Source organism: Paenibacillus sp. NPDC057967, assembly GCF_042887015.1.
In the GTDB taxonomy this organism is placed as follows: Bacteria; Bacillota; Bacilli; order Paenibacillales; family Paenibacillaceae; genus Pristimantibacillus.
The window spans coordinates 176,761-198,675 of sequence record NZ_JBHVQB010000005.1; the positions used below are offsets into that span (position 1 = coordinate 176,761).

Here is a 21,915-nt window from a genome sequence, read left to right on the forward strand (position 1 = left end):
TAGAAGGAAGATTCATCATTATGGTCTTCTAAATCGCTGTCTGCAGAGGTGAATGCAATGAAACAGAGAGTTGTCGTTACAGGCATGGGGGTCATTACATCGCTAGGTTCCGATTTGGAGCAATTTTGGGGGAACCTGCTTGAAGGAAAGTCGGGCGTATCCGTAGTGGAGGCATTCGATTTCTCCGAATATCCGACGCGCATTGCGGCGGAGGTCAAAAACTTCAATCCCGAAGAGTACGGTTTGGATAAAAAAGAAGCGCGCCGCATGGACCGCTTCGTTCAATTCGCAGCTGTCGCAAGCAAGCTGGCTGTGGCGGACTCGGGCATCAAGATCGGCGAGAATGCCGACGCTGAGCGCGTAGGTGTGATGATCGGTTCCGGCATCGGCGGTCTTGGCACTTGGGAAGATCAGCATAACGTATTGCTGGAGAAAGGTCCGAAGCGCGTTAGCCCGTTCTTCATTCCGATGATGATCGCGAATATGGCATCCGGCCAAGTGTCGATGCTGACTGGCGCGAAAGGTCCTAACAGCACAGCGGTTACCGCTTGTGCGACAGGCACGCACTCCATTGGCGATTCGTTCAAGATGATTCAACGCGGCGACGCTGACGTTATGTTCGCCGGCGGTGCGGAAGCAACAATTCGTCCGACAGGCATGGCCGGCTTCTGCTCGATGCGCGCGATGTCGACGCGCAACGAAGAGCCTGAGAAAGCAAGTCGTCCGTTCGATGTGGATCGTGACGGCTTCGTAATGGGTGAGGGTGCAGGCGTGCTCGTACTGGAGTCGCTTGATCATGCCATCGCTCGCGGCGCTAAGATTTATGCCGAAGTGGTTGGTTATGGCATGAGCGGAGACGCTCATCACATGACAGAGCCTGATCCGGATGGAGCTGCGCGTTGCATGGTGAAGGCAATCCGTGATGCTGGCATCGAGCCGACCGACATTGATTACATCAATGCACACGGCACATCCACACCGGTAGGCGACAAGTCCGAGACAACGGCTATTAAGAAGACGTTCGGTGATCACGCTTACAAAGTGGCGGTCAGCTCCACGAAGTCGATGACGGGCCATCTGCTCGGCGCGGCGGGCGGCGTAGAAGCCGTTATTCTTGGCCTGACGCTGAAGAGCGGTGTCATTGCTCCAACGATTAACCTGGACAACCAGGACCCTGAGCTCGACCTGGACTACGTGCCGAATACGCCTCGCGAAGCGAACGTGAAGTACGCGCTGTCCAATTCGTTCGGCTTTGGGGGCCATAATGCTACGATCGTGATGAAAGCATATGAAGCATGAACATTTTGACGAGCTGCAGCAGAAGCTGCAGCTCGCTTTCAAACGTCCAAGACTGCTGAGACAAGCGTTCACGCACACCTCTTATGTGAATGAGCATAAGCGGGGCTCGGTACAGGATAACGAGCGTCTGGAATTTCTGGGCGACGCGGTGCTTCAATTGCTCGTCTCTGAATACTTGTTCACCACCTATCCGAAGCGGCCGGAAGGCGAGCTGACCCGGATGCGGGCATCCGTCGTCTGTGAACCGTCGCTCGCTTACTTTGCGGAGCGGATGGAGCTGGGCAAGTATGTGCTGCTGGGACGGGGTGAGGAGCAGCTTGGGGGCAGGCATCGTCAAGCGTTGTTGGCAGACTTGTTCGAGTCGTTTATCGGAGCGATCTTCCTCGATGCGGGGATCGAGCGCACGCGTGTATTTCTGGAAGAGCATATGTTTCCCTTCATCGAATCCAACGACTTTGGCTTGCTCATGAAGGATGCCAAGTCCAAGCTTCAGGAGAAAGCGCAGCATAACGGCCTTGGTCCGGTTGAATACCGCATTGTGGAAGAGCGCGGACCTGCTCATGACCGTGAATTTATCGTCGAGGTATGCCTGGGCGAGGAACGGTATGGCCTTGGAGCCGGTCGCACGAAGAAGGAAGCGGAGCAGCGGGCAGCTGCGGAAGCATGGAATACGCTTACTGCTCAAGACGCGTGAAGGCGCGTGTGGAACAGTTACCGTGGATGCTGGAGAGCGCATGGACTCCGGCGATGATGACCATATCGGATGGATAAGACCTCTTTTGGCCGGATGACGGTACGAAGGGGTCTTTTTGATGGAGATGATAGGTTTAATATGGTAAAATGAGGGTGAAATCCTTGAAGAAGCAGCGTATGCGAGTGAAAGAGGAGATGGACGTATGTTCTATATCGTGCATGTTGTACTTATTGCAGCAGCAGTCCGGACGTTCAGTTATTATGGCGTTGCGACGCCTTATTCGAAAGGCATCCTCTTGGCAACTGGCTTTTCTTTCTTGGCGCTCATCTGCCTGGCACACAATCACGCAGTCAGCCTGTCGGCGGAGGCCAATGACGGCATTGGGATATCCAATGCAATCGCCTATATGATTATTGGCGAGGACAGATGGTCGGTCCAATTGTTCGAATCCTATATGACTGGTTCGATTCTGCTGACCTTTTTGCTGCTTTTAGCTTATCCCTGCATGTTGACAATAGAGAAGAAAGCGAGCAGGCTTCGGCAAGCGGCCGGCAGCGTAGCCGCAACTGAATAAGGAAGTTTATGGAACCTGATTGAGGAGGCGGATAGCCTCTTTTTTGTTGCCTCCAGGCGGTGTGATTACGGATGCGCAGCGTCTGAAATGATTAACGCAAATAACAATTATGTGGTACAATGGTGGGTGAGGTGAAAGCCAAACTATGTTTTTGAAGCGGATTGAATTAGCGGGTTTCAAATCCTTCGCCGACAAGACCGAGCTTGAATTTGTAACCGGTATTACGGCGGTGGTCGGGCCTAACGGCTCAGGAAAAAGCAATATCTCCGACGGCATCCGTTGGGTGCTTGGCGAGCAAAGCGCCAAGAGCCTGCGCGGAGGCAAGATGGAGGATATTATATTCGCCGGCAGTGACGCGCGCAAAGCGGTCAACTACGGTGAGGTTTCGCTTACCCTCGATAATGCGGACGGGGCTTTGCCGCTGGAGTACAACGAGGTTACGGTGACCAGAAGGGTACACCGGAGCGGCGATAGCGAATATATGATTAACAAGCAGCCATGCCGGCTGAAGGATATAACGGAGCTGTTCATGGATACGGGAATTGGCAAGGAAGCTTATTCCATTATCGGCCAAGGGCGTATCGAAGAGATTCTGAGTACGCGCTCCGAGGACCGCCGCGGTATCTTTGAGGAAGCATCTGGCATTGTGAAATACAAGTCCCGCAAGCGCGAAGCGCAGAAGAAGCTCGACGAGACCGAGCAGAATTTGCTGCGGATTCACGACCTCGTGTCGGAGCTGGAGGATCAGGTTGAACCGCTGCGCAAGCAGTCGGAGAAGGCGATTCACTTCAAGGCGCTTAAGGAAACGTTGAAAACCAAAGAAATTTCGATGTACGTACATAATATAGAGACGGTTCATCAAGCCTGGTCACAGGCGACGGACAAGCTGGAGAAGCTTCAAGGGGAGCAGCTTCAGCTATCTACAGTCGTCAGCAAGCATGATGCGCATCTGGAGCAAGACCGTCTTCAATTGCGCGAGATCGAGCAAGAGCTGGATGTCTTGCATGCTTCCATGCTGCAAATCAGCGAGGATGCGGAGAAATGCGAAGGCTACGGCGAAGTGCTGAAGGAGCGCGGCCGCAACCTGGAACAGAACAAGCGGCAGCTGGAGGAATCCATTGCATCGCAGGACGAGCGGATTTTGGCGCTGGTCAAGGAAGAGGCAGAGTTCCGCAGCCGCGCCGCTGCGCTTGAGCTGGAGCTTGCTGAGCTCCGTGTCAAACTGGCAGCCGAGGAAGCGAACCTTGTTGGCGTTGCTGGCGGGGCGGTTGTGGATGCGGAGGAGAAGCTGAAGAGCGAGCTGCTTGACGTGCTGAGCGCAATGGCGCAGCATCGCAACGAAATCCGTTATGCGTCGCAGCAGAGAGAGACGCTTCAGCGTCGGATGGAGCGGCTCAGCGAGGACGAATCGAAGTGGACGGAGCAGATGGCCCGGCTGGATGAGAGGCGCAGCGCGCTGGAGCAGTCACTAGCCGATGCGCTGACTACGCTTGGCACGACAAGAAATCGTATGCTGGAGCAATCGGAAGCGACCAAGTCGCTCACATTGCAACTGGAGGAAGTGATGTCGGCAATCCGCAAGTGGGAGCAGCGGCTTGACAGCCACATTTCCCGGCGGGATACGATGAAGGAGATGCAGGATGCGCTAGACGGCTTTATGCAGGGCGTTAAGGAAGTTCTGAAGTCTGCTAGGCGCGGCTCGGGCGCGGTTGAAGGGGTTCACGGCGCAGTAGCCGAGCTCATCCGCGTGCCGCAGCGCATTGAGGTTGCCGTGGAGACGGCGCTTGGCGGCGCTCTCCAGCATGTCGTCATGGAAGATGAGCGCACGGCACGGGCGGCTATTGCTTTCCTTAAGCAGCGCCAGCTTGGACGAGCGACCTTCCTTCCTCTGGATGTTATCAGGGGGCGGATGGTGCCGGAAAACGACAAGCGGACGTTTTCCGCTGTGGAAGGTTTTGTCGGCGTGGCAGCAGATCTGGTCGGCTGTGATGACCGTTATCAGGCCATCGTGAACAACTTGCTGGGCAACGTGCTGCTCGCGGAGACGCTTGAGCAGGCGAACAAGATTGCATCCAGGTGTCAGTACCGCTATCGTGTCGTTACGCTGGAAGGCGACGTCGTCAATGCCGGCGGCTCGATGACGGGCGGCAGCTTGCAGAAGAAGGGCGCGAGCTTGCTAGGAAGAGGACGGCAGATCGAAGCGCTTGATCAGGAGATTAAGGATGCGAAAGCGACGGTTGCGGAGCTGAAGAACCGATTAAGCGACTTGCGTAAGGAACAATTGATCCGTTCGCAGGATATGGAGGAGCTGCGCGAGAACGCCGAGCAAACCCGGATTCGCGAGCAAGGCATCCGTGCTGAGCTGCAGCAGCTTGGTTCAGAGGCGAAGCATCTGTCGGAACAAAACGCGGTGTCGACCTCTGAGCGAAGCTCACAGACGGAAGAGCGGGAGCAGATTGAGCAGATGGCGGCAGCGGCGGAGCAGCGTCTGGAGCAATTAACGCTGGATGAGGCAAGGCTGCAGGAAGCGATCCGATTGGCCGAGGAGCGCCGCAAGGCAAGCGAATCGGCTAAGGAAGAGCTGCAAGGACAATTGACCGATATTAAGATTGCGGTCGCGAAGACCGATCAAGAGAAGCATAGCTTCGAGGATCAGGCTAACCGCGTGAGAAGCGATATTCAGCGCGCCAAGAGCGAGCTGTCGGGCCTCCGCGCCTTGTCCGAGCAGCAGGTTGAAGAGATGGCAAGACATGCCGAGGAGAGCGTTGCCCAGATTGAGCAGCTCAATCATCTGCGAATCAAGAAGGCGAATTGCGCGGAGCAGACAGACCTGAAGCGGGCAGCCAGAGCGCAGCGCATCGCCGAGCTGGAGCAAGGCGAAAGCGAGACGAAGGAGCAGCGTGCCCAGCTTCGCGTCGTAGAGGATCAGATGAGAAGCACGGAGATTGCCGTTAACCGGCAAGACGTGGAGCTGGACAACCTACTTCGCAAGCTGAGCGAGGAGTATGAGCTCAGCTTCGAGCTGGCGAAGGAGCAATATCCGGTGCCGGAAGATGTGCTTGGCACACAGAACGAAGTCCGCGATTTGAAGCGACAGATTGCCGCGCTGGGCGAGGTCAATCTGGGTGCGATCGAAGAATACGAACGCGTCAAGGAACGTTACGAGTTCCTCTCGGAGCAGAAGAACGATCTGATCGAAGCGAAGACAGCTCTCTATCAGGTCATCAAAGAGATGGACGACGAGATGTCGAAGCGATTCCGGACGACATTCGAAGCCATTCGCGGACATTTTGGCGTCGTCTTCGCCAAGCTGTTCGGCGGCGGACGGGCTGACCTGGTCATGGTCGATCCGGATAGAGTGCTTGATACCGGCATTGATATTGTGGCTCAGCCTCCGGGCAAGAAGCTGCAAAACCTTCAGCTGCTGTCTGGCGGAGAGCGGGCGCTTACGGCGATTGCGCTGTTGTTCGCCATTCTGCAAGTGAAGCCGGTGCCGTTCTGCGTGCTTGACGAAGTCGAAGCAGCGCTGGACGAAGCAAACGTAGCCCGTTTCGCACAATACTTGCGCGAATTCTCGGAGCTGACGCAATTTATCGTCGTGACCCACCGCAAAGGAACGATGGAGGAAGCGGATGTGCTGTACGGGGTTACGATGGAAGAAGGCGGCGTATCGAAGCTGGTATCGGTACGTCTGGAAGAAGAAGCGGGAGAGCCGGTATCGGCTTAAGTGTAACCGTACATGCAGGTTAGGAAAGGTCAGGAGGAACGGCTGGGATGAGTTTTTTCAAGAAGCTGAAGGAAAGCATTGCTTCCAAGACGGAAGCGGTCACGAACGTATTTAAGGAAGGACTGGCGAAGACGCGTACGGCTTTCGTCGAGAAGGTCGAAGAGCTGATTACTCGCCGCAAGAAGATTGATGAAGAGTTTTATGAGGAGCTTGAGGAGATTCTGATTGGTGCGGACGTTGGCGTTAACACGGTGATGACGTTAATCGATGATCTGCGCGCGGAAGTGAAGAAGCGTAAAATCGAAGATGCGTCCGATCTGCAGCCAGTGCTGTCAGAGAAGCTGGTTGGATTGCTGAAGGGAGACGATCATGCCGAGCTGCGAATGGCGCCTCCTGGGGAAATCACGGTTATCTTATTCGTTGGCGTGAACGGCGTCGGCAAGACGACGACTATCGGCAAGCTTGCGCATAAGTTTAAGAGCGAAGGCAAAAATGTATTGCTGGCAGCAGGCGATACGTTCCGCGCGGGAGCTATCGAACAGCTTGAAGTGTGGGGGCAGCGCGTAGGCGTGGACGTCATTAAGCAATCATCGGGCGCCGATCCCGCAGCCGTCATGTTCGATGCCGTTCAGGCGGCCAAGCAGCGCAAGGTCGACGTATTGCTATGCGACACGGCTGGACGCTTGCAGAATAAGACGAACCTGATGGAAGAGCTGAACAAAATTTTCCGCGTCATTCAGCGCGAGCTGCCGGAGGCTCCTCATGAAGTGCTGCTGGTGCTGGATGCGACGACAGGCCAAAACGCGCTTAGCCAAGCGAAGCTGTTCGGCGAGAAGAGCGGCGTGACAGGTCTTGTTCTGACGAAGCTGGACGGTACGGCGAAGGGCGGTATCGTTGTGGCGATCCGCAATGAGCTGAATCTGCCGGTGAAGCTGGTAGGCCTTGGCGAGAAAATGGGCGATCTGCAAACCTTTGATTCCGAACAGTTCGTACATGCCTTGTTCGCGGGCTTGATCAGCCGCGAGTCGGAAGAGCAGCCGCCAGCTGCCAATTAAGTATGGCATTACAGGAAGAATGAACAACGTCTAATGGCGACCGATCAGTCGCCATTAGACGTTTTTTTGTATGCCTTCCATTTTGGCCGTTCGCCGCGACACGGTTCTGCATAATTTAGCGTTTTCTACATCTTTAGCGAAATGCCTCACCTCCGGTGCCAGTCAGGGCAAGGGCTGAGGGGAAATCGGAAGCGGCATGTCCGAAATTGCTCAGCATCGGGAAATCGATAGATTTACGAAAAAAGAGGAGCTTGTATACAATGATGGCGTACGGAGTAATGCAATCGCGAACACAGGGGGTGACGCTTGTACATGAAGATTTGGTAAGCGCATACATGAGGCTCAGTTCGAATGAAAGGAAAGCAAACAAATCGCCATGCATTCGGAATGGAGAGATACAATGAGGAAATTATGCTATTGGGTGATCGCCTTCGTCATCTGTTGCTCTGTCATGGATATGCCCGCTTATGCTGTAGCGGAATCAACGGAGCTATCGCTGTCCGCCTCTAAGGACGCCATAGTCAAGGGCGCTGAGACGGAAGTGCTAGTATCGGCCAATGCGCAGGAGGATGTATACGGAATTGAGTTCATCTTGGAATACGACTCCAGCGCTATGATGCTTCACGAGTCAACGGGAGTCGACTATTCCTTATTTGAAAGCGAAGCGGCTAACCCGGCAACAGGCATCCTGCATCTATCGGCTATTGCCAAACATTCCGAAGACACCGCTGCCGGCGAAACGATAATCGCCAAGCTTAGATTTCGCGCTTTGACATCAGGCATTCATACAGAGATCAAGCTTACAGCGGTTAAAGGGGTTAGCCGTGAGCGGACAACAAGAGAACAGGACGGCCAAGCTTACCCCGACTTGAAGGAAGTAAAGCTGCATGCTGCCTCGCCGCTGACGATCCGGCTATTGCCGTCAGGTGGTCCCGTTGCTCCTGTTGATCCCTCTACATATCCGAGTCAATTGGACATCCGGGGGGAGGCAGATGCCCGGAAAGCGGCTGCGCTCTTGACGGATCGACTCGGACGACCGGATATTCAGTTGGATATCGAAGGCTGGTCGGCGCTTGTCCGGGACACTTCTATCCGCTTGCTGACCATTCATCCCGTTCTGATAGAGGCTGGGCACATGCAGGCTGTATTCAATAATGCCTCGATTACGCCTGCTCTGGATGCTTATGGCTTGCTGCAGCAGGCGGCCAAAGCAGCAGGAGCTGCCGCCTCCTATCCATATGCTCTGACATTAGCGGCGGATGAGCGCGACCGATCGGAGCTGCGTATAGCTTTATCGATTAAGAATCATGTTGTGGCGCTCGGGCTTGGCCTGGAAATGAAAAACAAGCATTTTGCCGTCATGCTGGAGCCGGAACAGCTGTTGTTCGATTCTTCGGGATATGCCAGTCTATCGGTTGACCCGCTTATTCGATCTTCTGAACGGCATGGGATTACCCGAGTGGAGCCGATTGGAAGCTATCGATTTCAGTTCGGGCTGCATCATGAAGCTCCCGCAGCCAAGGTTCGATGGCTCATTCCACCAAGTATGGATAGCGGCCTGGCCGGAGTCTATCGATGGCACGCACCATCCGGGGAATGGGTCTATGTACGCGAGAGCGGGCGGAATGCAGCGGAACGCACGGTTACGACGCATTTGGAGGATGGAGAATACGGCTTTCTGCTCTACGCGAAGGAATTTATCGATCTTGGCTTCACGTACGATGAAGCGGCCCAATCGATCCGTATGCTTGCGGCCAAAGGCGTGGTGAATGGCATAAGCGACGATTCCTACGGCGTGGGACGTCCAGTGACTAGAGCGGAGTGGACCGCCATGCTTGTCCGGGCATGGGGGCTGGACATCTCAACAGAGGAGCAAGCAGGTAGCGCTTTATTCACAGATGTGGAGGATAGTCGCTGGTATGCGCCGTATATCGCTGCCGCTGGCTTGCAAGGGTGGATAACGGGCTATGAAGATGGTTCCTATCGTCCCGACGAGCGAATCAGCAGAGCCGAGCTTGCAGTCATCTTGGATAAGATGAGTTCGGACAAGGGAGCGGGAGCCCATCCAACCGTCCAAAGCTATATTGATGACGCAGATATCCCGCAATGGGCGAAGGCTGCCGTATACCGGTTGCGCACATCCGCACTCATGCAGGGCGACGAGCATAATCGTTTTCTTGCAAATGATGGAATCGGCCGCGACGATGCTGCAGTGGTGCTTATGCGCATCATCAGAGCTTGGGGTTTCGGCTATTCAATTGAACAAGTTCATGAAGCTGACGAGGAGGAATGAGTCATGTTGATTCGGAACAGCTGGCATCGGGCAATCGCCATTGCACTTGCTGCCGTGCTTGCATTATCGCTTTGGGTTTCGGCAGGGACCGCATTTGCATCGCCGGCGGAACTGCGCAACGGCGGGTTCGAGGAGCCTGCAGCCGGAGGCATTATCCCGGGCTGGACAACCTTTATAGCACCCAAGGGAAGCTCCGTTACGTACGAGATTACGGACGAGAGGGCGCATAGCGGCAGCTACAGCCTCAAAATTACGGATAAGGACGGCGCAGATGGCGTGTCGATCTGGTCTCAGGCGATGGACATTGTGCCTGGAGAGAATTACACAGGCTCCGTGTGGATGTATATTGAAGGTTCGTCATTCATGCACAACGGAGCTTCCGTTCCCAATCGCGGCAGCTTTATTATGAGGTTCTACAATGAAGCGGGTCAGCAGGTTGGCTCCGATACGGATGCGCTTATTCATCATACGGGCCAATCCAAGTGGGTGAAGCTGACGACCAAGTCGCTGCAAGCGCCTTCTGACGCCAAGACGGTTCGTTTAATGGCGTCGCTCTCTAATTTTTATCAGACGTCAGGCGCTTTTTATGATGATTTTGAAATCGAAGGTGTTTTTCCCGGAGAAACAGCTCCTGCCGCCCGTTCGTTATCGATAAGCGGTCCTGCGGCTGCGACGGTGAAAGAGAACTATTCGGTCAACCTGGCGGCTATGGGAGCATCCTCCTTATATGCGGTTGAGACTATTCTGTCCTATGATCCCGCCCAGTTCCAGTATGTATCTGTGCAAGCCGCTGAATCGTTCCATGGTGGTGAAGAGGTGTATGCCGAGGCGCGTGAGCTGGCTCCCGGCAGATTAAAGGTGATTGTAACACAGCTAGGCGAGCGTGCTGTATCGGGTGATTCGGAGGTTGCAATCGTGCAATTTCAACCGCTTGCCGCCTCGGCGTCCGCCAAGATTGAGCTGGAGCCCTTCGCTATTGCAGCGAAGCAAGATGCGGACGAGACGGGCGTATCGACCGTATTCCAAGAAGGTATGACGCTGGCTGTAACCGTTAAAGCCCATGCCGGCGATGTGGATGATAACGGCAGAGTTGACCTGGCGGACTTGATTATCGTCGCACAAGCTGTAGGCAGCCCCGCGAGCGGAGCCTATGCCCGGTTTGATCTTAATGGCGATGGTAAAATCGATTTCGCAGATATGGCCATGATTTCACGCTTATTGGTGGAGGGGGATACCGAATGAGGACGAAACGCTATACGCTGGCTCTGCTTCTGTCTGTTGCTCTGATTGCGGCTGCGCTGGCCATCCCGGCTCATCATGCAAGTGCTGCGCCGGCACATCACTTCGGAACGCCGGTCGAATTAGGAGAGCCGATTCAGCAGGCTGCCTTATTTGAAGGAGTATACGGAAAGGAAAACGGTCATGACATGGTTTACACGACGTCTGCGGGCAATCCGGCTATGTTCAATGCGGTGGACCTGGACGCCAACCGGCTGGTGAAGGCCGTGCCGCTGCCGGAAGGGAAAAGCGCTTGGTCTCATACCATAACGCCGGATGGGAGCGTCTATATTGGCGTCTCCGATGGCGGGCCGATTCTGCATCGCTATAATCCTGATAGCGGCACGATCGAGCAACTGGGGACCGCGGTGTCTGATGCAAAGTCGATCTGGTCGCTAACGGTTGATGAGAACGGCAACGTCTATGGCGGTACGTTCGATCAAGGGAAGGTGTTTCAATATAACCCCTCTACAGGACAATTCAGAGATTATGGCGTGATGGTAGAAGGACGGGATTATGTCCGTTCCATTGCTTATCATGATGGATATGTCTATGCCGGCATCGGCTCGATTGGCGATATTGTGAAGCTGAATGTCGAGACCGGGGAGAAGACGCTTATTCCGCTTAAGCCCATTGACGGTGTCCAGCAGTATCCGTTCGTATATGGCCTCGATGTGCACGGCGATTACCTGTTTGCTTTTCTCAGCGGCGACGGCAAGGCGATCTATATCATCTATGATCTGGCAAGTGGCGCATGGCTTGAGGAAGAATATTGGGGAGCGGCAGGATTGCGGGCTTCTCCTGCATACAACGGCAAGGTTTATTTCCTGCAAAACAAAGAGCTAATGGCATGGGACATGGCAACCCGCGAAGCGGTGTCCACCGGCATCTCGTATGGCTCCAGCCTTCGCAATTCAGGCTGGGTGGAGCTTGAAGATGATCCCGGCTTCAAGAATCCAGTGCTTGCTACGGTGCATTATGGCGGCAGCGTCGCCCTATTCGACGTCGAAGCGGGTAAAGTAACGACTCGCCTGCCCGGTATTCAAGGCAGCGCATTGTCTATTCACGCACTGGAGAAGGGGCCTGGGGGCAAGCTGTTCATGAGCGGATATACGGCCGCGACCGCTGCGGTATACGACCCTGCCATTGAGCAGTTCTCGACGTTCACTATGGGGCAAGCGGAGAGCATCGGCATAAGCGGCAGCCGGGTCTACTATGGGGAGTACCCCGGCGCATCCATCCATAAGTATGATACGGCTCTGCCGCTGCAGCCGGATGCGGCGAAGCCGAACCAGAATCCGGTTAAGCTTCTTCAAATCGGAGAATCCCAGGATCGGCCCTATGTGAATACATTCGGAGACGGCAAAGCCTTCTTCGGCACGATACCGTCCTATGGAGAAATCGGCGGAGCGCTAGCCGTATTCGAGGAATCCGATCCGCAGGGCACGCTGCGCGTTTACCGTAATATTGTACCGGGTCAAAGCATTGTAGGACTCGCTTACCGTGACGGCTTGATCTATGGTTCCACGACAATCCGCGGGGGGCTGGACAGTGCAACGCCGGAGACTAGGGCCAAGATGTTTATTTGGGATGTGGCCAAGGAACAGAAGATAGCTGAATGGGAGCCGAATATTCCTGGCGCGTCCAAAGCGCCGATCATGATTAGCGGACTGACCTTCGATAAGGATGGATTGCTGTGGGCGGCAGCAGACGGGGCATTATTCGCGATCGATCCTCAGACGAAAGCTATCGTAAAGAGCAAGCAGATATTCAGCGGCGTGCAAAATTACGGCATGTGGCGTCCGATCCATTTCCGGTTCTCGGATGACGGGTTTATGTATGCTGATCTTTACGGCAAGCTGATTGCCGTTGATCCCGAGACACTGGCTTACGTGGATTCAGGCATTGCGACCGCATTGTTTGATGTCGGCGATGACGGCCGGATTTATTATGCGCAGGAGGGCAGACTCATGAGCGTGGCCCTGGAGGAGGAGCAGTATGCTTCGCCGGGAGAGCTGCGCTTGACTGCACCGATTGCAGCCGTGCCGGGCACAACCTTTGAGATCCGCGTCAGAATGGATGAAGCGGTAGGCTTATATGGTGCCAATATGGCCTTCAGCTTCGATCCTCGCCAGCTTGAATTGAAGGAAATCAAGCGAGGAGACAGCTTTGGCGAAGGAGCTTTTCTGGACAGCCGCATCGATCAGGCGGGAGGCAGCGCATTTGCTGTCGTCTCGGCGACAGGAGCAAACGGAGTGAATGGGAATATGGATATCCTGAGATTGCTCTTCGAAGCCAAAGAAGGGAGCGGCCAAGCTGCAGTCGTTCTGAAGAAGGGTTCGACTGTAGGGGCTGTGCATACGCCGGACAGCGGCGTTCTGTATCCGACCGATCGCGATCTAACCGTCAGTGTAGCATTGAAGCAGCATCGCGAGGATGTGAATGGCGACGGCAAGGTGAGCATTGAAGATCTGGTTGCTGTTGCGAAGCAAGCGGGCAAGCCGGGAGCCGATGAACGATATGATCTGAACGGAGACGGCAAAGTAGACGTCACCGATGTCGCGCTCGTCGCGCTCATTTTATTCGAAGACTAGCGATGAATGGAACTACGCCCGGGCACTTGGTGTCCGGGCATTTCGTGTTGCCAAGAGAGCATCAGGTGGTGACAAGGTCAAAAGCTTGACAGGGCATTTGCCATCCTGTATGATAAGAGTCGTTGCATAAGTGTAAAGGGATTTTCCTTGACGGTAACATTTGCGGCAAGACGAAGAAGGGGGCGACGGGATGAAGGAACATATGCCGGATGCCTTAGCCAGAACGACAAGAGTTAATTTGCTGTTCGACTTCTACGAGAGCTTGCTTACAGATAAGCAGCGTACTATACTTACTTATTATTATCACGATGACTTCTCGCTCGGCGAGATTGCATCCGAGTTCGGGATCAGCCGCCAGGCGGTCTACGACAATATCAAGCGCGCCGAGGGCATTCTGGAGAGCTATGAAGAGAAGCTGTCCCTGCTGGCAAGACACGAGCGGCTGATGGAGATAACCGATAAGCTGGAGCGCGACGTGAAGGCCATCGTGACGAATGAATGGGATAAACAGTCGATCATCGACGCCATCGGGCAATTTCGGGCGGCGGAAGGAACGGCAAGAGAAGGAGGCGGGAGTTCATGGCAGCATTTGAAAGCTTAAGCAATCGGCTTCAGAATGTGTTCAGCAAGCTGAAGGGCAAAGGCAAAGTATCCGAAGCCGATGTCAATGACGCGATGCGGGAGGTTCGCCTGGCGCTTCTGGAGGCCGATGTTAACTTTAAAGTCGTGAAGGACTTTATCGCCAAGGTGAAGGAGAAGGCCATCGGTCTGGACGTCTCGAAGAGCTTCACTCCGGGCATGGTCATCATCGATATTGTCAACAAGGAATTGACGGAGCTGATGGGCGGCACGCAGGCGAAGCTTGCCAAGGCGAACAAGCCTCCGACGGTCATTATGATGGTCGGCCTGCAGGGCGCCGGTAAGACGACCACCTCTGGCAAGCTGGCGAAGCTGCTTCAGAAGGGCAACCATAAGCCGCTTCTGGTTGCCTGCGACATCTATCGTCCGGCTGCGATCAAGCAGCTGCAGGTGCTGGGCGAGCAGATCGGAGCGCCGGTATTCTCGCTTGGGGACAAGACTTCTCCGGTCGACATTGCGAAGGCCGGTCTGCAGCACGCGAAGGATAACGGCAATGATTACGTCATCTTCGATACCGCAGGCCGACTGCATATCGACGAAGAGCTGATGGATGAGCTGAAGCGAATCCATGAGCATGTGTCACCGGATGAGGTTCTCCTCGTTGTTGATGCCATGACCGGTCAAGACGCGGTCAACGTAGCGCAGAGCTTCCATGAACAGCTGGAGCTGTCCGGCGTCGTTCTGACGAAGCTTGACGGCGATACGCGCGGCGGCGCTGCGCTGTCCGTCAAGGCGGTTACAGGTCGTCCGATCAAATTCGCGGCTATGGGCGAGAAGATTGACTCTCTGGAGCCGTTCCATCCGGAACGGATGGCTTCGCGGATTCTGGGCATGGGCGACATGCTGTCCTTGATCGAGAAGGCTCAAGCAGGCATTGACGCGGACAAAGCTGCCGAGATGGAACGCAAGATGCGTACCGCCGAATTCACATTCGATGACTTCCTGGATCAGATGGAGCAGGTTCGTAAGCTGGGGCCGCTGGATCAGATTATGGATATGCTGCCTGGCATGAACAAGATGAAGGGCGGCATGAAGGATCTGAAGGTCGATGAGAAGCAGATCGGCCGCATCGAGGCGATTGTCCGCTCCATGACGAAGGAAGAGAAGCAGAAGCCGGAGCTGCTCAACCACAGCAGACGCAAGCGCGTTGCGGCGGGCAGCGGAACGACCATCGTTGAAGTGAATCGTCTGATCAAGCAATTCGATGATATGCGCAAGATGATGAAGCAATTCTCGTCCATGATGGGACCGAAAGGTCCGAAGGGGCTCAAAGGCGGCAAGAAAGGCCTGAAGGGCATGCTTGGACGCAATATGAAGTTTCCATTTTAATGTGAGATAGACCGCAGTTCATTTTTCGAAGGAGGTGAATGATAATGGCAGTACGTATTCGCTTGAAACGTATGGGTGCTCACAAGGCTCCTTTCTACCGCGTAGTTGTTTCGGATTCCCGTTCCCCGCGTGATGGACGTTTTATTGAAGAGATCGGTACTTACAATCCGGTTGCACAGCCAGCTCAAGTTTCGATCGACGAAGAGAAAGCTCTGAAATGGCTTCAAACTGGAGCGCAAGCTTCCGACACTGTTCGCGACTTGCTTTCCAAAGCTGGTGTTCTGAAAAAGTTCCATGAGCTTAAGCTTCAGAAGTAACGGTTGAAGAGCGGAGGGCTTTGTGATGAAAGAATTAATTCTTGTCATAGCGAAGGCTTTGGTGGATCATCCGGACGAAGTGCAGGTCGGCGTGAAGGATGATGAACGCAGCACGGTTTACGAGTTATCGGTTCATCCCGATGATGTAGGCAAGGTAATCGGCAAGCAAGGTCGTATCGCGAAAGCGATGCGGACGGTCGTAACCTCCGCCTCCGTCAAATCGAGCAAGCGCGTCATCGTCGATATACTTTCATAATGGACTGGCATCTTCAGGGTTGGGACGAATGTCCTGACCCTCTTTGCCGTGTTATAATAGTCGTAACCAACGGAAAGAAGGTATGATGGCATGAACGGGAAATGGTACACGGTAGGCAAAATCGTGAACACGCACGGTATCCGTGGTGATGTGAAGGTATTGCCGCAGACGGATTTTGCGGAGGAACGGTTTGCCCCGGGAGGCAAGCTGCTTATGGTGAATGAGGAGAACGGAGAATCGCGAGAGATCAAGATTATAAGCTCCAGAGAGCAGAAAAACGTTTATCTGCTCAAGCTGGACGGCTTCAACAATATTAACGAGGTCGAAAAATACAAGGGCTGGCTGCTGAAAATCTCCGAGTCGGAGCAAGGTGAGCTGGAGGAAGGGCAATACTACTACCATCAGATTATCGGCTGCGCTGTCGTCACAGAAGAGGGAGAAGAGCTCGGTGTCATTGCCGAAATTTTGAGCCCCGGAGCCAATGACGTGTGGGTCGTAGATCGTCCGAAGTCGAAGGGCAAACAGCTTCTGCTGCCGGTGATCGATGAGGTCGTATTAGATGTCAATGTAACGGACAAGCGGGTTACCGTAAGGCTGATGGAAGGATTGATCTAGCGACGTGAGAATTGACGTATTGACGCTGTTCCCGGAGATGTTCGAAGGTGTGTTCGGAGCAAGCATTCTGGGCAAGGCGAAGGAAAAAGGAATCGTATCGCTGGAAGCGGTCAACTTCCGCCAGTACTCGGGTAACAAGCATAACACCGTGGACGATTATCCGTACGGCGGCGGCGGGGGCATGGTACTGAAGCCAGATCCGGTGTTCGCGGCAGTAGAGGATCTGCAGACGGACCCGGGTATCAAGCCTCGCGTTATCCTGATGTGCCCGCAAGGGGAGACGTTCACGCAGAAAAAAGCAGAGGAGCTCTCGAAGGAGCAGCATCTTGTCCTCATCTGCGGCCATTACGAAGGTTATGACGAGCGTATTCGGGAGCATCTCGTGACGGACGAGTTGTCTATCGGGGATTATGTGTTGACTGGCGGAGAGATACCCGCTATGACGGTTATCGACAGTGTCGTCAGGCTGCTGCCCGGCGTGCTCGGCAATGAGACGTCCGCGGTAACGGACTCCTATAGCACGGGATTGCTGGAACACCCTCACTATACAAGACCTCCTGAATTCAGGGGATGGAGCGTACCGGATATTCTCGTCTCCGGGCATCATGCCAATATTGAAGCATGGCGAAGAGAACAATCGCTTCTGCGGACGCTGGAGCGCCGTCCCGATCTGCTGGAGACTGCGGAGTTGACCGCAAAGGAGAAGAAATGGCTGGCTTCCTTGCCCAAACGGGAGAATACCGAACAACAATAAGGGAATGCGGCTTCCGGAGGAGGCTGCATTCCCTTATTGGCTGTAAAGCTATTCTTCCGCCTGAAGCGGCGTGTAGAAGTCCTGAGTATAATACACTTGATAATAACCGCCAATCGCAACACCGGTGCCCAGCCGAGTCAGCTTGGCGTTAAGCAGCGTCTCGCGGTGGCCAGTCGTTGAATTTAGAAGAGTATAATGTGCGAATATACTATTGTCGAAGCCGGCGGCAATGTTCTCCGAGGCTAGCCGGTACGATATTCCTTTTGCTTTCATGCGGTCGAACGGCGTTTTATTGTCCAGGTTTTTGTGGCTGAAAAACTGCTTGTCCCGCATGTTCTCGCTATGGCTTCTTGCCGCTGAGCCAGCTAGCTTGTCCCATTGCAGCACGGGAATGCCTCTAACGGCGCGCTCCGCGTTGACGAGATCGAATAATTGCCGTTCCATTGCGTCGCGGAACGCTGTGTTTTTGCCGTTTGGCGCTTGTTTGGACAATGAGTTTTTTTGCCGCAGGATGCCTGAGATCTTGTCCCCGTCTTGCGAATCGATGAACAAGGTAGTCTGGATTCCATTAGCCGTATACGTATAATAGGTTTCCTTCTTCTCCGCATCGGATGTGCCGCTGAGTCCCTTTCGGGCTTCGCCTAGCGCAAGGCCTGTCGTAAGGCCGCCGGGAAGGCTCCAGTCTTTTTTCGACATTGAAAACTGGGCTGCAATCTTGCCGTCCATGACGCCATACATTGCTAGCTGTGCATGGTTCCGGTTATATACATACCAACTGTACGAATATTCGCTTGGGTCGATACGATCCGGCTTGCCGAGCTTGAAGGTGAGCTTCTCTACCTGATCTCCGATGTCAATGCCGTGCAACCCGGCAGGCTCCTGCTGAACCTTGGTACCCGACAGCTGCCTCGTGTGATCTTTGAGCATGAACAGAAAGGTCAGCGCCTCTGCTCGCGTGACGCCGCCATCCGGCACAAATCCCTTAATGGTCGCTGAGGTGCGACCCTTGGATATGCCTTCGTCCAGCAGCCACTGAATCGCTTCATTTTCAGAATAATGCTTGCCGCTTGCAGCCGTTGCCATTAACAATGCCGCTTGTCCCCTTCGGAAGCTTCCGCGGTCATTATTGAAGGATACGGGCCAACCGAAGCGTTCCGCAAACTGGTAATACGAGTCGTACCATTGGCTTCCTGCGCTGGCTTCGGGCAGAGCTGATCCATATGCTCTCAGGAGCATGGCGAGAAATTCAGCTTCGCTTACCGCTCTGTCAGGTTGAAAGGTTCCGTCCTCGTAGCCTTTCGCCAGTCCTTCGTCCAACGCCCATTCGATGTACGATGAAGCCCAGTGGCCTCTCGTATCGGTTAAGGCTTCCGACCATACCTGCTCGGCTGGCGCGATAGGAGAGAGGAGCAAGCCTGCCACTGTCATCATGCTAATGATTGTTTTTGCGGGTCGTATGGGAACCGCCTTTAGGCCAGGTTCCGTTTTATGTGGCAACAAGGCACACCTCCATCTGACTCATATGTCAATGACAGTATACATGAACATGCCAGGTGGAAGAAACCAGTTGATTTGTGCATCTAACTATGGTAAAATTTCTAATGTTGTTCGTAAAGTCGGACGGTCCGCTATAAGCGAAGATCGGCTCAGAGGAGTCCAGGAGCTTACATGAACGTCTATGGTGGAAGGAGTGAACTCAATGAATATCGTACAAGCAATTACTCAAGAACAATTGCGTAGTGATCTTCCTAGCTTCCGTCCTGGTGACACGCTGAAGGTTTACGTTAAAGTTATCGAGGGAACGCGTGAGCGTGTTCAGCTGTTCGAAGGCGTTGTTATTAAACGTCGCGGCGGCGGAATCAGCGAGACTTTTACGGTGCGCAAAATTTCTTACGGTGTTGGCGTGGAAAGAACTTTACCAATCCATTCGCCTAAGATCGACAAAATCGAAGTAGCACGCCGTGGTAAAGTACGTCGCGCTAAGCTGTACTACCTTCGCAATCTGCGCGGTAAAGCTGCTAGAATTAAAGAGATTCGCTAAGAACAAACGTCAAGAGGGGCTTGCGCAAACAAGCTCCTTTTCGTTTTTTTATCGCTACCCTTACATATTACAGCGTTAAAGGAAAGAAGGCGAAATGGATGGATTCGCAACATCGCAACGAGGATAAAAGCCCGGATGAAACAATCGGCGCTTCACCCAACGAAGCGAACCGTCAATCCGACGAGATGACGGGACGTTCCACCAGACAGCGTTCTGGTGACAAAAAAGGGGGAGCGTATAAGGAAATTGTAGAATGGATCAAGGCGCTCGTCATTGCGGTCGTACTTGTATTTTTCATTCGCCAGTTCCTGTTCTCGCCGTTTATCGTGGACGGACCGTCTATGGAGCCTAACTTTGAGTCGGGCGAGCGGTTAATCGTAAATAAAATTTTGTATACGTTCAGCGAACCGAAATTCGGAGAAGTGGTCGTATTCGACGTTCCGGAACAAGGACGCAAGTTCATTAAGCGCGTAATCGGAGTGCCGGGAGACAAAATCAAGCTCGAAGGCGACGATTTGTACCTTAATGATAAGCTGATTGAGGAACCTTATATTAAGCAAGCGATTGAAGAAGCTCACGCCAGAGGAGAATTGTACAATGGCGACGGCACAAGCTATAATTTCCCGAACGATATGGTGCAGGAGATGGTGGTGCCGGAGGGGACGATCTTCGCGATGGGCGATCATCGCGACAACAGCACAGACAGCCGTATGATCGGTTTTGTAGAGGACAAAGAGATCGTGGGACGGGCGGATGTCATCTTCTGGCCGCTCGACAAGATCAGTTTTATCAAGCATCGGTATTAGACATGAGGTGAAGGCATGGCCATTCAATGGTTTCCGGGTCATATGACCCGTGCCAAACGGCAAATTCAAGACAAACTTAAACTTATCGACATTGCCATAGAGCTGCTTGACGCGCGTGTGCCGTTATCAAGCCGAAACCCGATGGTGGACGATATTCTGCAAAACAAACCGAGATTGATTGTGCTCAACAAATCCGATCTCGCAGATCCGAAGACGACGGACAAGTGGATGACTTATTTTGCCCATGAGGGTCATGCGTGTGTCGCCGTCGATTCTCAGACAGGAACCCGAGTAGGCGATATTCCCGCTAAGGCCAAAGAGATATTGCATGAGAAAATCGCGAGGCAAATTTCCAAAGGCATCAATCCGCGCGCTGTGCGTGGCCTGATTGTCGGCATTCCGAACGTAGGGAAATCAACGCTGATCAACCGTCTCGCAGGCCGCAATATTGCTGCTACCGGCGACAAGCCAGGCGTCACGAAAGGTCAGCAATGGATCAAGGTTGGCACAGAGATGGAGCTGCTTGATACACCTGGTATCCTGTGGCCGAAGTTCGAGGATCAATTGGTCGGTTACCGGCTGGCCATGACAGGAGCGATCCGGGAACAAATTCTTAACGTGGACGATATTGCGTTTTTTGCCGTACGTGAGCTGGCTGACCGTTACTGGCCTGCACTGCAGGAAAGATACGAGCTTGAGAAGCCGCCTTCCGATCCCGAGGACAGTGAAGAGATCGTGCGCATCATGGAAGATATCGGCCGTAAGCGCGGTTGCTTGATGGGAGGCGGACGCGTCGATCTGGAGAAGGCGTCTGGCATTATCCTGCGCGACCTCAGAGCGGGCAAGCTGGGCAGAATTACGCTGGAAGCCCCTTACGACGATATGCCTGTGAGAGAACGCTAGGCAGCGTTATGGGGGAAACGGGGGAAAGAAACTTGCTGGGACTGGAACGCGCGGTTTGGAATGAAGGGATAGTCCGCATTGCGGGTGTGGATGAGGTAGGGCGCGGATGTCTGTTCGGCGATGTAGTCGCTGGCGCGGTCATCCTGCCTCCCAATCTTATCATTGATGGAATCAACGACTCCAAGAAGCTGTCCGAGAAGAAGCGCGAGTATCTGTACGATATCATTGCGGAGAAGGCTATTGCCTGGTCCGTCGCGCATGTCGACGCCGAGACAGTGGATCGGATTAACATTAAACAGGCGGCTCGCCTGGCGATGAAGCTAGCTGTGGAATCGCTTAGCGTGCCGGCGCAATACTTGCTAGTCGATGCAGAGAAGGTTGACCTGGAGCTGCCGCAGCAAGCTATTATTAAGGGCGATGCGACTAGCCAGTCCATCGCAGCGGCATCCATTATGGCCAAGGTCACGCGCGACCGGCTCTGTGCCGGCGACTGGGACCGCAAATTTCCCGATTACGGGATTGCCATACATAAAGGGTATGCGACCAAGCTTCATCAGGAGCGGCTGCTTGAGCTCGGCCCGTCTCCTCTCCATCGGCGCACGTTTTTGCGCAAGCTGCTTGGAGAGGTACAGAAATAGATAAACGCTTGTCATTCGGCGAAGAACGCCTTGTTCGTTCTGCTGCTGAAGTGCGGGCGTTTTTTTGTGTTAAAAGGGTAGGATCGCATATTGAAATTCATCA

19 protein-coding genes are annotated in these 21,915 nt (G+C 54.0%); 18 read left to right on the top strand and 1 reads right to left on the bottom strand.

Going from position 1 to position 21,915, the window contains the following annotated elements; genetic code table 11:
• The first annotated feature begins 57 nt into the window (after positions 1-57).
• The 14 genes from fabF (at position 58) to trmD (ending at position 17,424) form a co-directional block, all read left to right on the top strand.
• Positions 58-1,299: a beta-ketoacyl-ACP synthase II gene (gene fabF, locus ACFVSO_RS14445; RefSeq protein WP_387474641.1), complete on the top strand. Its 1,242-nt coding sequence runs from the start codon at positions 58-60 to the stop codon at positions 1,297-1,299.
• Positions 1,289-1,993 (top strand): ribonuclease III, encoded by a 705-nt coding sequence (gene rnc, locus ACFVSO_RS14450; protein ID WP_387474643.1) that lies wholly within the window; start codon positions 1,289-1,291, stop codon positions 1,991-1,993. The genes fabF and rnc overlap by 11 nt, the downstream gene beginning before the upstream one ends.
• 202 nt (positions 1,994-2,195) lie before the next feature.
• Positions 2,196-2,567 (top strand): hypothetical protein, encoded by a 372-nt coding sequence (locus ACFVSO_RS14455; RefSeq protein WP_387474645.1) that lies wholly within the window; start codon positions 2,196-2,198, stop codon positions 2,565-2,567.
• Between the two features lie 145 nt (positions 2,568-2,712).
• Entirely contained in the window at positions 2,713-6,294 is a 3,582-nt protein-coding gene (gene smc, locus ACFVSO_RS14460; RefSeq protein WP_387474647.1) for a chromosome segregation protein SMC, read from the top strand.
• A gap of 47 nt (positions 6,295-6,341) precedes the next feature.
• On the top strand, positions 6,342-7,349 hold the full coding sequence (gene ftsY / locus ACFVSO_RS14465) for a signal recognition particle-docking protein FtsY (RefSeq protein WP_387474649.1): 1,008 nt from the start codon (positions 6,342-6,344) through the stop codon (positions 7,347-7,349).
• Between the two features lie 400 nt (positions 7,350-7,749).
• A complete protein-coding gene (locus tag ACFVSO_RS14470; RefSeq protein WP_387474651.1) occupies positions 7,750-9,642 on the top strand; it encodes an S-layer homology domain-containing protein in 1,893 nt (630 codons plus the stop codon).
• 3 nt (positions 9,643-9,645) lie between these two features.
• Positions 9,646-10,884 (top strand): cohesin domain-containing protein, encoded by a 1,239-nt coding sequence (locus tag ACFVSO_RS14475; RefSeq protein WP_387474653.1) that lies wholly within the window; start codon positions 9,646-9,648, stop codon positions 10,882-10,884.
• The gene (locus ACFVSO_RS14480) at positions 10,881-13,514 is read left to right on the top strand and encodes a dockerin type I domain-containing protein (RefSeq protein WP_387474655.1); all 2,634 of its coding nucleotides are present in this window, start codon (positions 10,881-10,883) and stop codon (positions 13,512-13,514) included. The genes ACFVSO_RS14475 and ACFVSO_RS14480 overlap by 4 nt, the downstream gene beginning before the upstream one ends.
• Before the next feature lie 190 nt (positions 13,515-13,704).
• Positions 13,705-14,115, top strand: a complete 411-nt coding sequence (locus ACFVSO_RS14485) for a putative DNA-binding protein (protein ID WP_387474657.1) — start codon at positions 13,705-13,707, stop codon at positions 14,113-14,115.
• Positions 14,094-15,482, top strand: coding sequence for a signal recognition particle protein (gene ffh / locus ACFVSO_RS14490; protein WP_387474659.1), 1,389 nt, complete (start codon positions 14,094-14,096; stop codon positions 15,480-15,482). Before ACFVSO_RS14485 ends, ffh begins: the two co-directional genes overlap by 22 nt.
• 44 nt (positions 15,483-15,526) lie before the next feature.
• Entirely contained in the window at positions 15,527-15,799 is a 273-nt protein-coding gene (rpsP, locus tag ACFVSO_RS14495) for a 30S ribosomal protein S16 (RefSeq protein ID WP_387474661.1), read from the top strand.
• A 25-nt stretch (positions 15,800-15,824) separates the two neighbouring features.
• A complete protein-coding gene (locus ACFVSO_RS14500) occupies positions 15,825-16,055 on the top strand; it encodes a KH domain-containing protein (protein ID WP_387474664.1) in 231 nt (76 codons plus the stop codon).
• Positions 16,056-16,145: 90 nt separating this feature from the next.
• On the top strand, positions 16,146-16,670 hold the full coding sequence (gene rimM / locus ACFVSO_RS14505; RefSeq protein ID WP_387474666.1) for a ribosome maturation factor RimM: 525 nt from the start codon (positions 16,146-16,148) through the stop codon (positions 16,668-16,670).
• 4 nt (positions 16,671-16,674) lie between these two features.
• Complete coding sequence (gene trmD / locus ACFVSO_RS14510) at positions 16,675-17,424, top strand: tRNA (guanosine(37)-N1)-methyltransferase TrmD (RefSeq protein WP_387474668.1); 750 nt, start codon at positions 16,675-16,677, stop codon at positions 17,422-17,424.
• A gap of 48 nt (positions 17,425-17,472) precedes the next feature.
• Here the strand turns inward: trmD and ACFVSO_RS14515 are convergent, their stop codons facing one another.
• Positions 17,473-18,921, bottom strand: a complete 1,449-nt coding sequence (locus ACFVSO_RS14515) for an S-layer homology domain-containing protein (RefSeq protein ID WP_387474670.1) — start codon at positions 18,919-18,921, stop codon at positions 17,473-17,475.
• Between the two features lie 202 nt (positions 18,922-19,123).
• Between ACFVSO_RS14515 and rplS the strand changes: the two genes are divergently transcribed.
• The 4 genes from rplS to ACFVSO_RS14535 all read left to right on the top strand — a co-directional run bounded on the left by rplS (position 19,124) and on the right by ACFVSO_RS14535 (position 21,812).
• Positions 19,124-19,465 (top strand): 50S ribosomal protein L19, encoded by a 342-nt coding sequence (rplS, locus tag ACFVSO_RS14520; protein WP_387474672.1) that lies wholly within the window; start codon positions 19,124-19,126, stop codon positions 19,463-19,465.
• Between the two features lie 185 nt (positions 19,466-19,650).
• Entirely contained in the window at positions 19,651-20,271 is a 621-nt protein-coding gene (gene lepB, locus ACFVSO_RS14525) for a signal peptidase I (RefSeq protein WP_387475342.1), read from the top strand.
• Positions 20,272-20,286: 15 nt separating this feature from the next.
• Entirely contained in the window at positions 20,287-21,174 is an 888-nt protein-coding gene (ylqF, locus tag ACFVSO_RS14530; protein WP_387474674.1) for a ribosome biogenesis GTPase YlqF, read from the top strand.
• 32 nt (positions 21,175-21,206) lie between these two features.
• Positions 21,207-21,812 carry a ribonuclease HII gene (locus tag ACFVSO_RS14535; protein ID WP_387474676.1) on the top strand — a complete coding sequence of 202 codons (606 nt, stop codon included), beginning with the start codon at positions 21,207-21,209 and terminating at the stop codon, positions 21,810-21,812.
• Positions 21,813-21,915: the final 103 nt, after the last annotated feature.

Bases quoted from the DNA above. Each gene is read 5' to 3' on its own strand.
- fabF (WP_387474641.1), top strand. From the start codon at position 58: ATGAAACAGAGAGTTGTCGTTACAGGCATGGGGGTCATTACATCGCTA.
- rnc (WP_387474643.1), top strand. From the start codon at position 1,289: ATGAAGCATGAACATTTTGACGAGCTGCAGCAGAAGCTGCAGCTCGCT.
- ACFVSO_RS14455 (WP_387474645.1), top strand. From the start codon at position 2,196: ATGTTCTATATCGTGCATGTTGTACTTATTGCAGCAGCAGTCCGGACG.
- smc (WP_387474647.1), top strand. From the start codon at position 2,713: ATGTTTTTGAAGCGGATTGAATTAGCGGGTTTCAAATCCTTCGCCGAC.
- ftsY (WP_387474649.1), top strand. From the start codon at position 6,342: ATGAGTTTTTTCAAGAAGCTGAAGGAAAGCATTGCTTCCAAGACGGAA.
- ACFVSO_RS14470 (WP_387474651.1), top strand. From the start codon at position 7,750: ATGAGGAAATTATGCTATTGGGTGATCGCCTTCGTCATCTGTTGCTCT.
- ACFVSO_RS14475 (WP_387474653.1), top strand. From the start codon at position 9,646: ATGTTGATTCGGAACAGCTGGCATCGGGCAATCGCCATTGCACTTGCT.
- ACFVSO_RS14480 (WP_387474655.1), top strand. From the start codon at position 10,881: ATGAGGACGAAACGCTATACGCTGGCTCTGCTTCTGTCTGTTGCTCTG.
- ACFVSO_RS14485 (WP_387474657.1), top strand. From the start codon at position 13,705: ATGAAGGAACATATGCCGGATGCCTTAGCCAGAACGACAAGAGTTAAT.
- ffh (WP_387474659.1), top strand. From the start codon at position 14,094: ATGGCAGCATTTGAAAGCTTAAGCAATCGGCTTCAGAATGTGTTCAGC.
- rpsP (WP_387474661.1), top strand. From the start codon at position 15,527: ATGGCAGTACGTATTCGCTTGAAACGTATGGGTGCTCACAAGGCTCCT.
- ACFVSO_RS14500 (WP_387474664.1), top strand. From the start codon at position 15,825: ATGAAAGAATTAATTCTTGTCATAGCGAAGGCTTTGGTGGATCATCCG.
- rimM (WP_387474666.1), top strand. From the start codon at position 16,146: ATGAACGGGAAATGGTACACGGTAGGCAAAATCGTGAACACGCACGGT.
- rplS (WP_387474672.1), top strand. From the start codon at position 19,124: ATGAATATCGTACAAGCAATTACTCAAGAACAATTGCGTAGTGATCTT.
- lepB (WP_387475342.1), top strand. From the start codon at position 19,651: ATGACGGGACGTTCCACCAGACAGCGTTCTGGTGACAAAAAAGGGGGA.
- ylqF (WP_387474674.1), top strand. From the start codon at position 20,287: ATGGCCATTCAATGGTTTCCGGGTCATATGACCCGTGCCAAACGGCAA.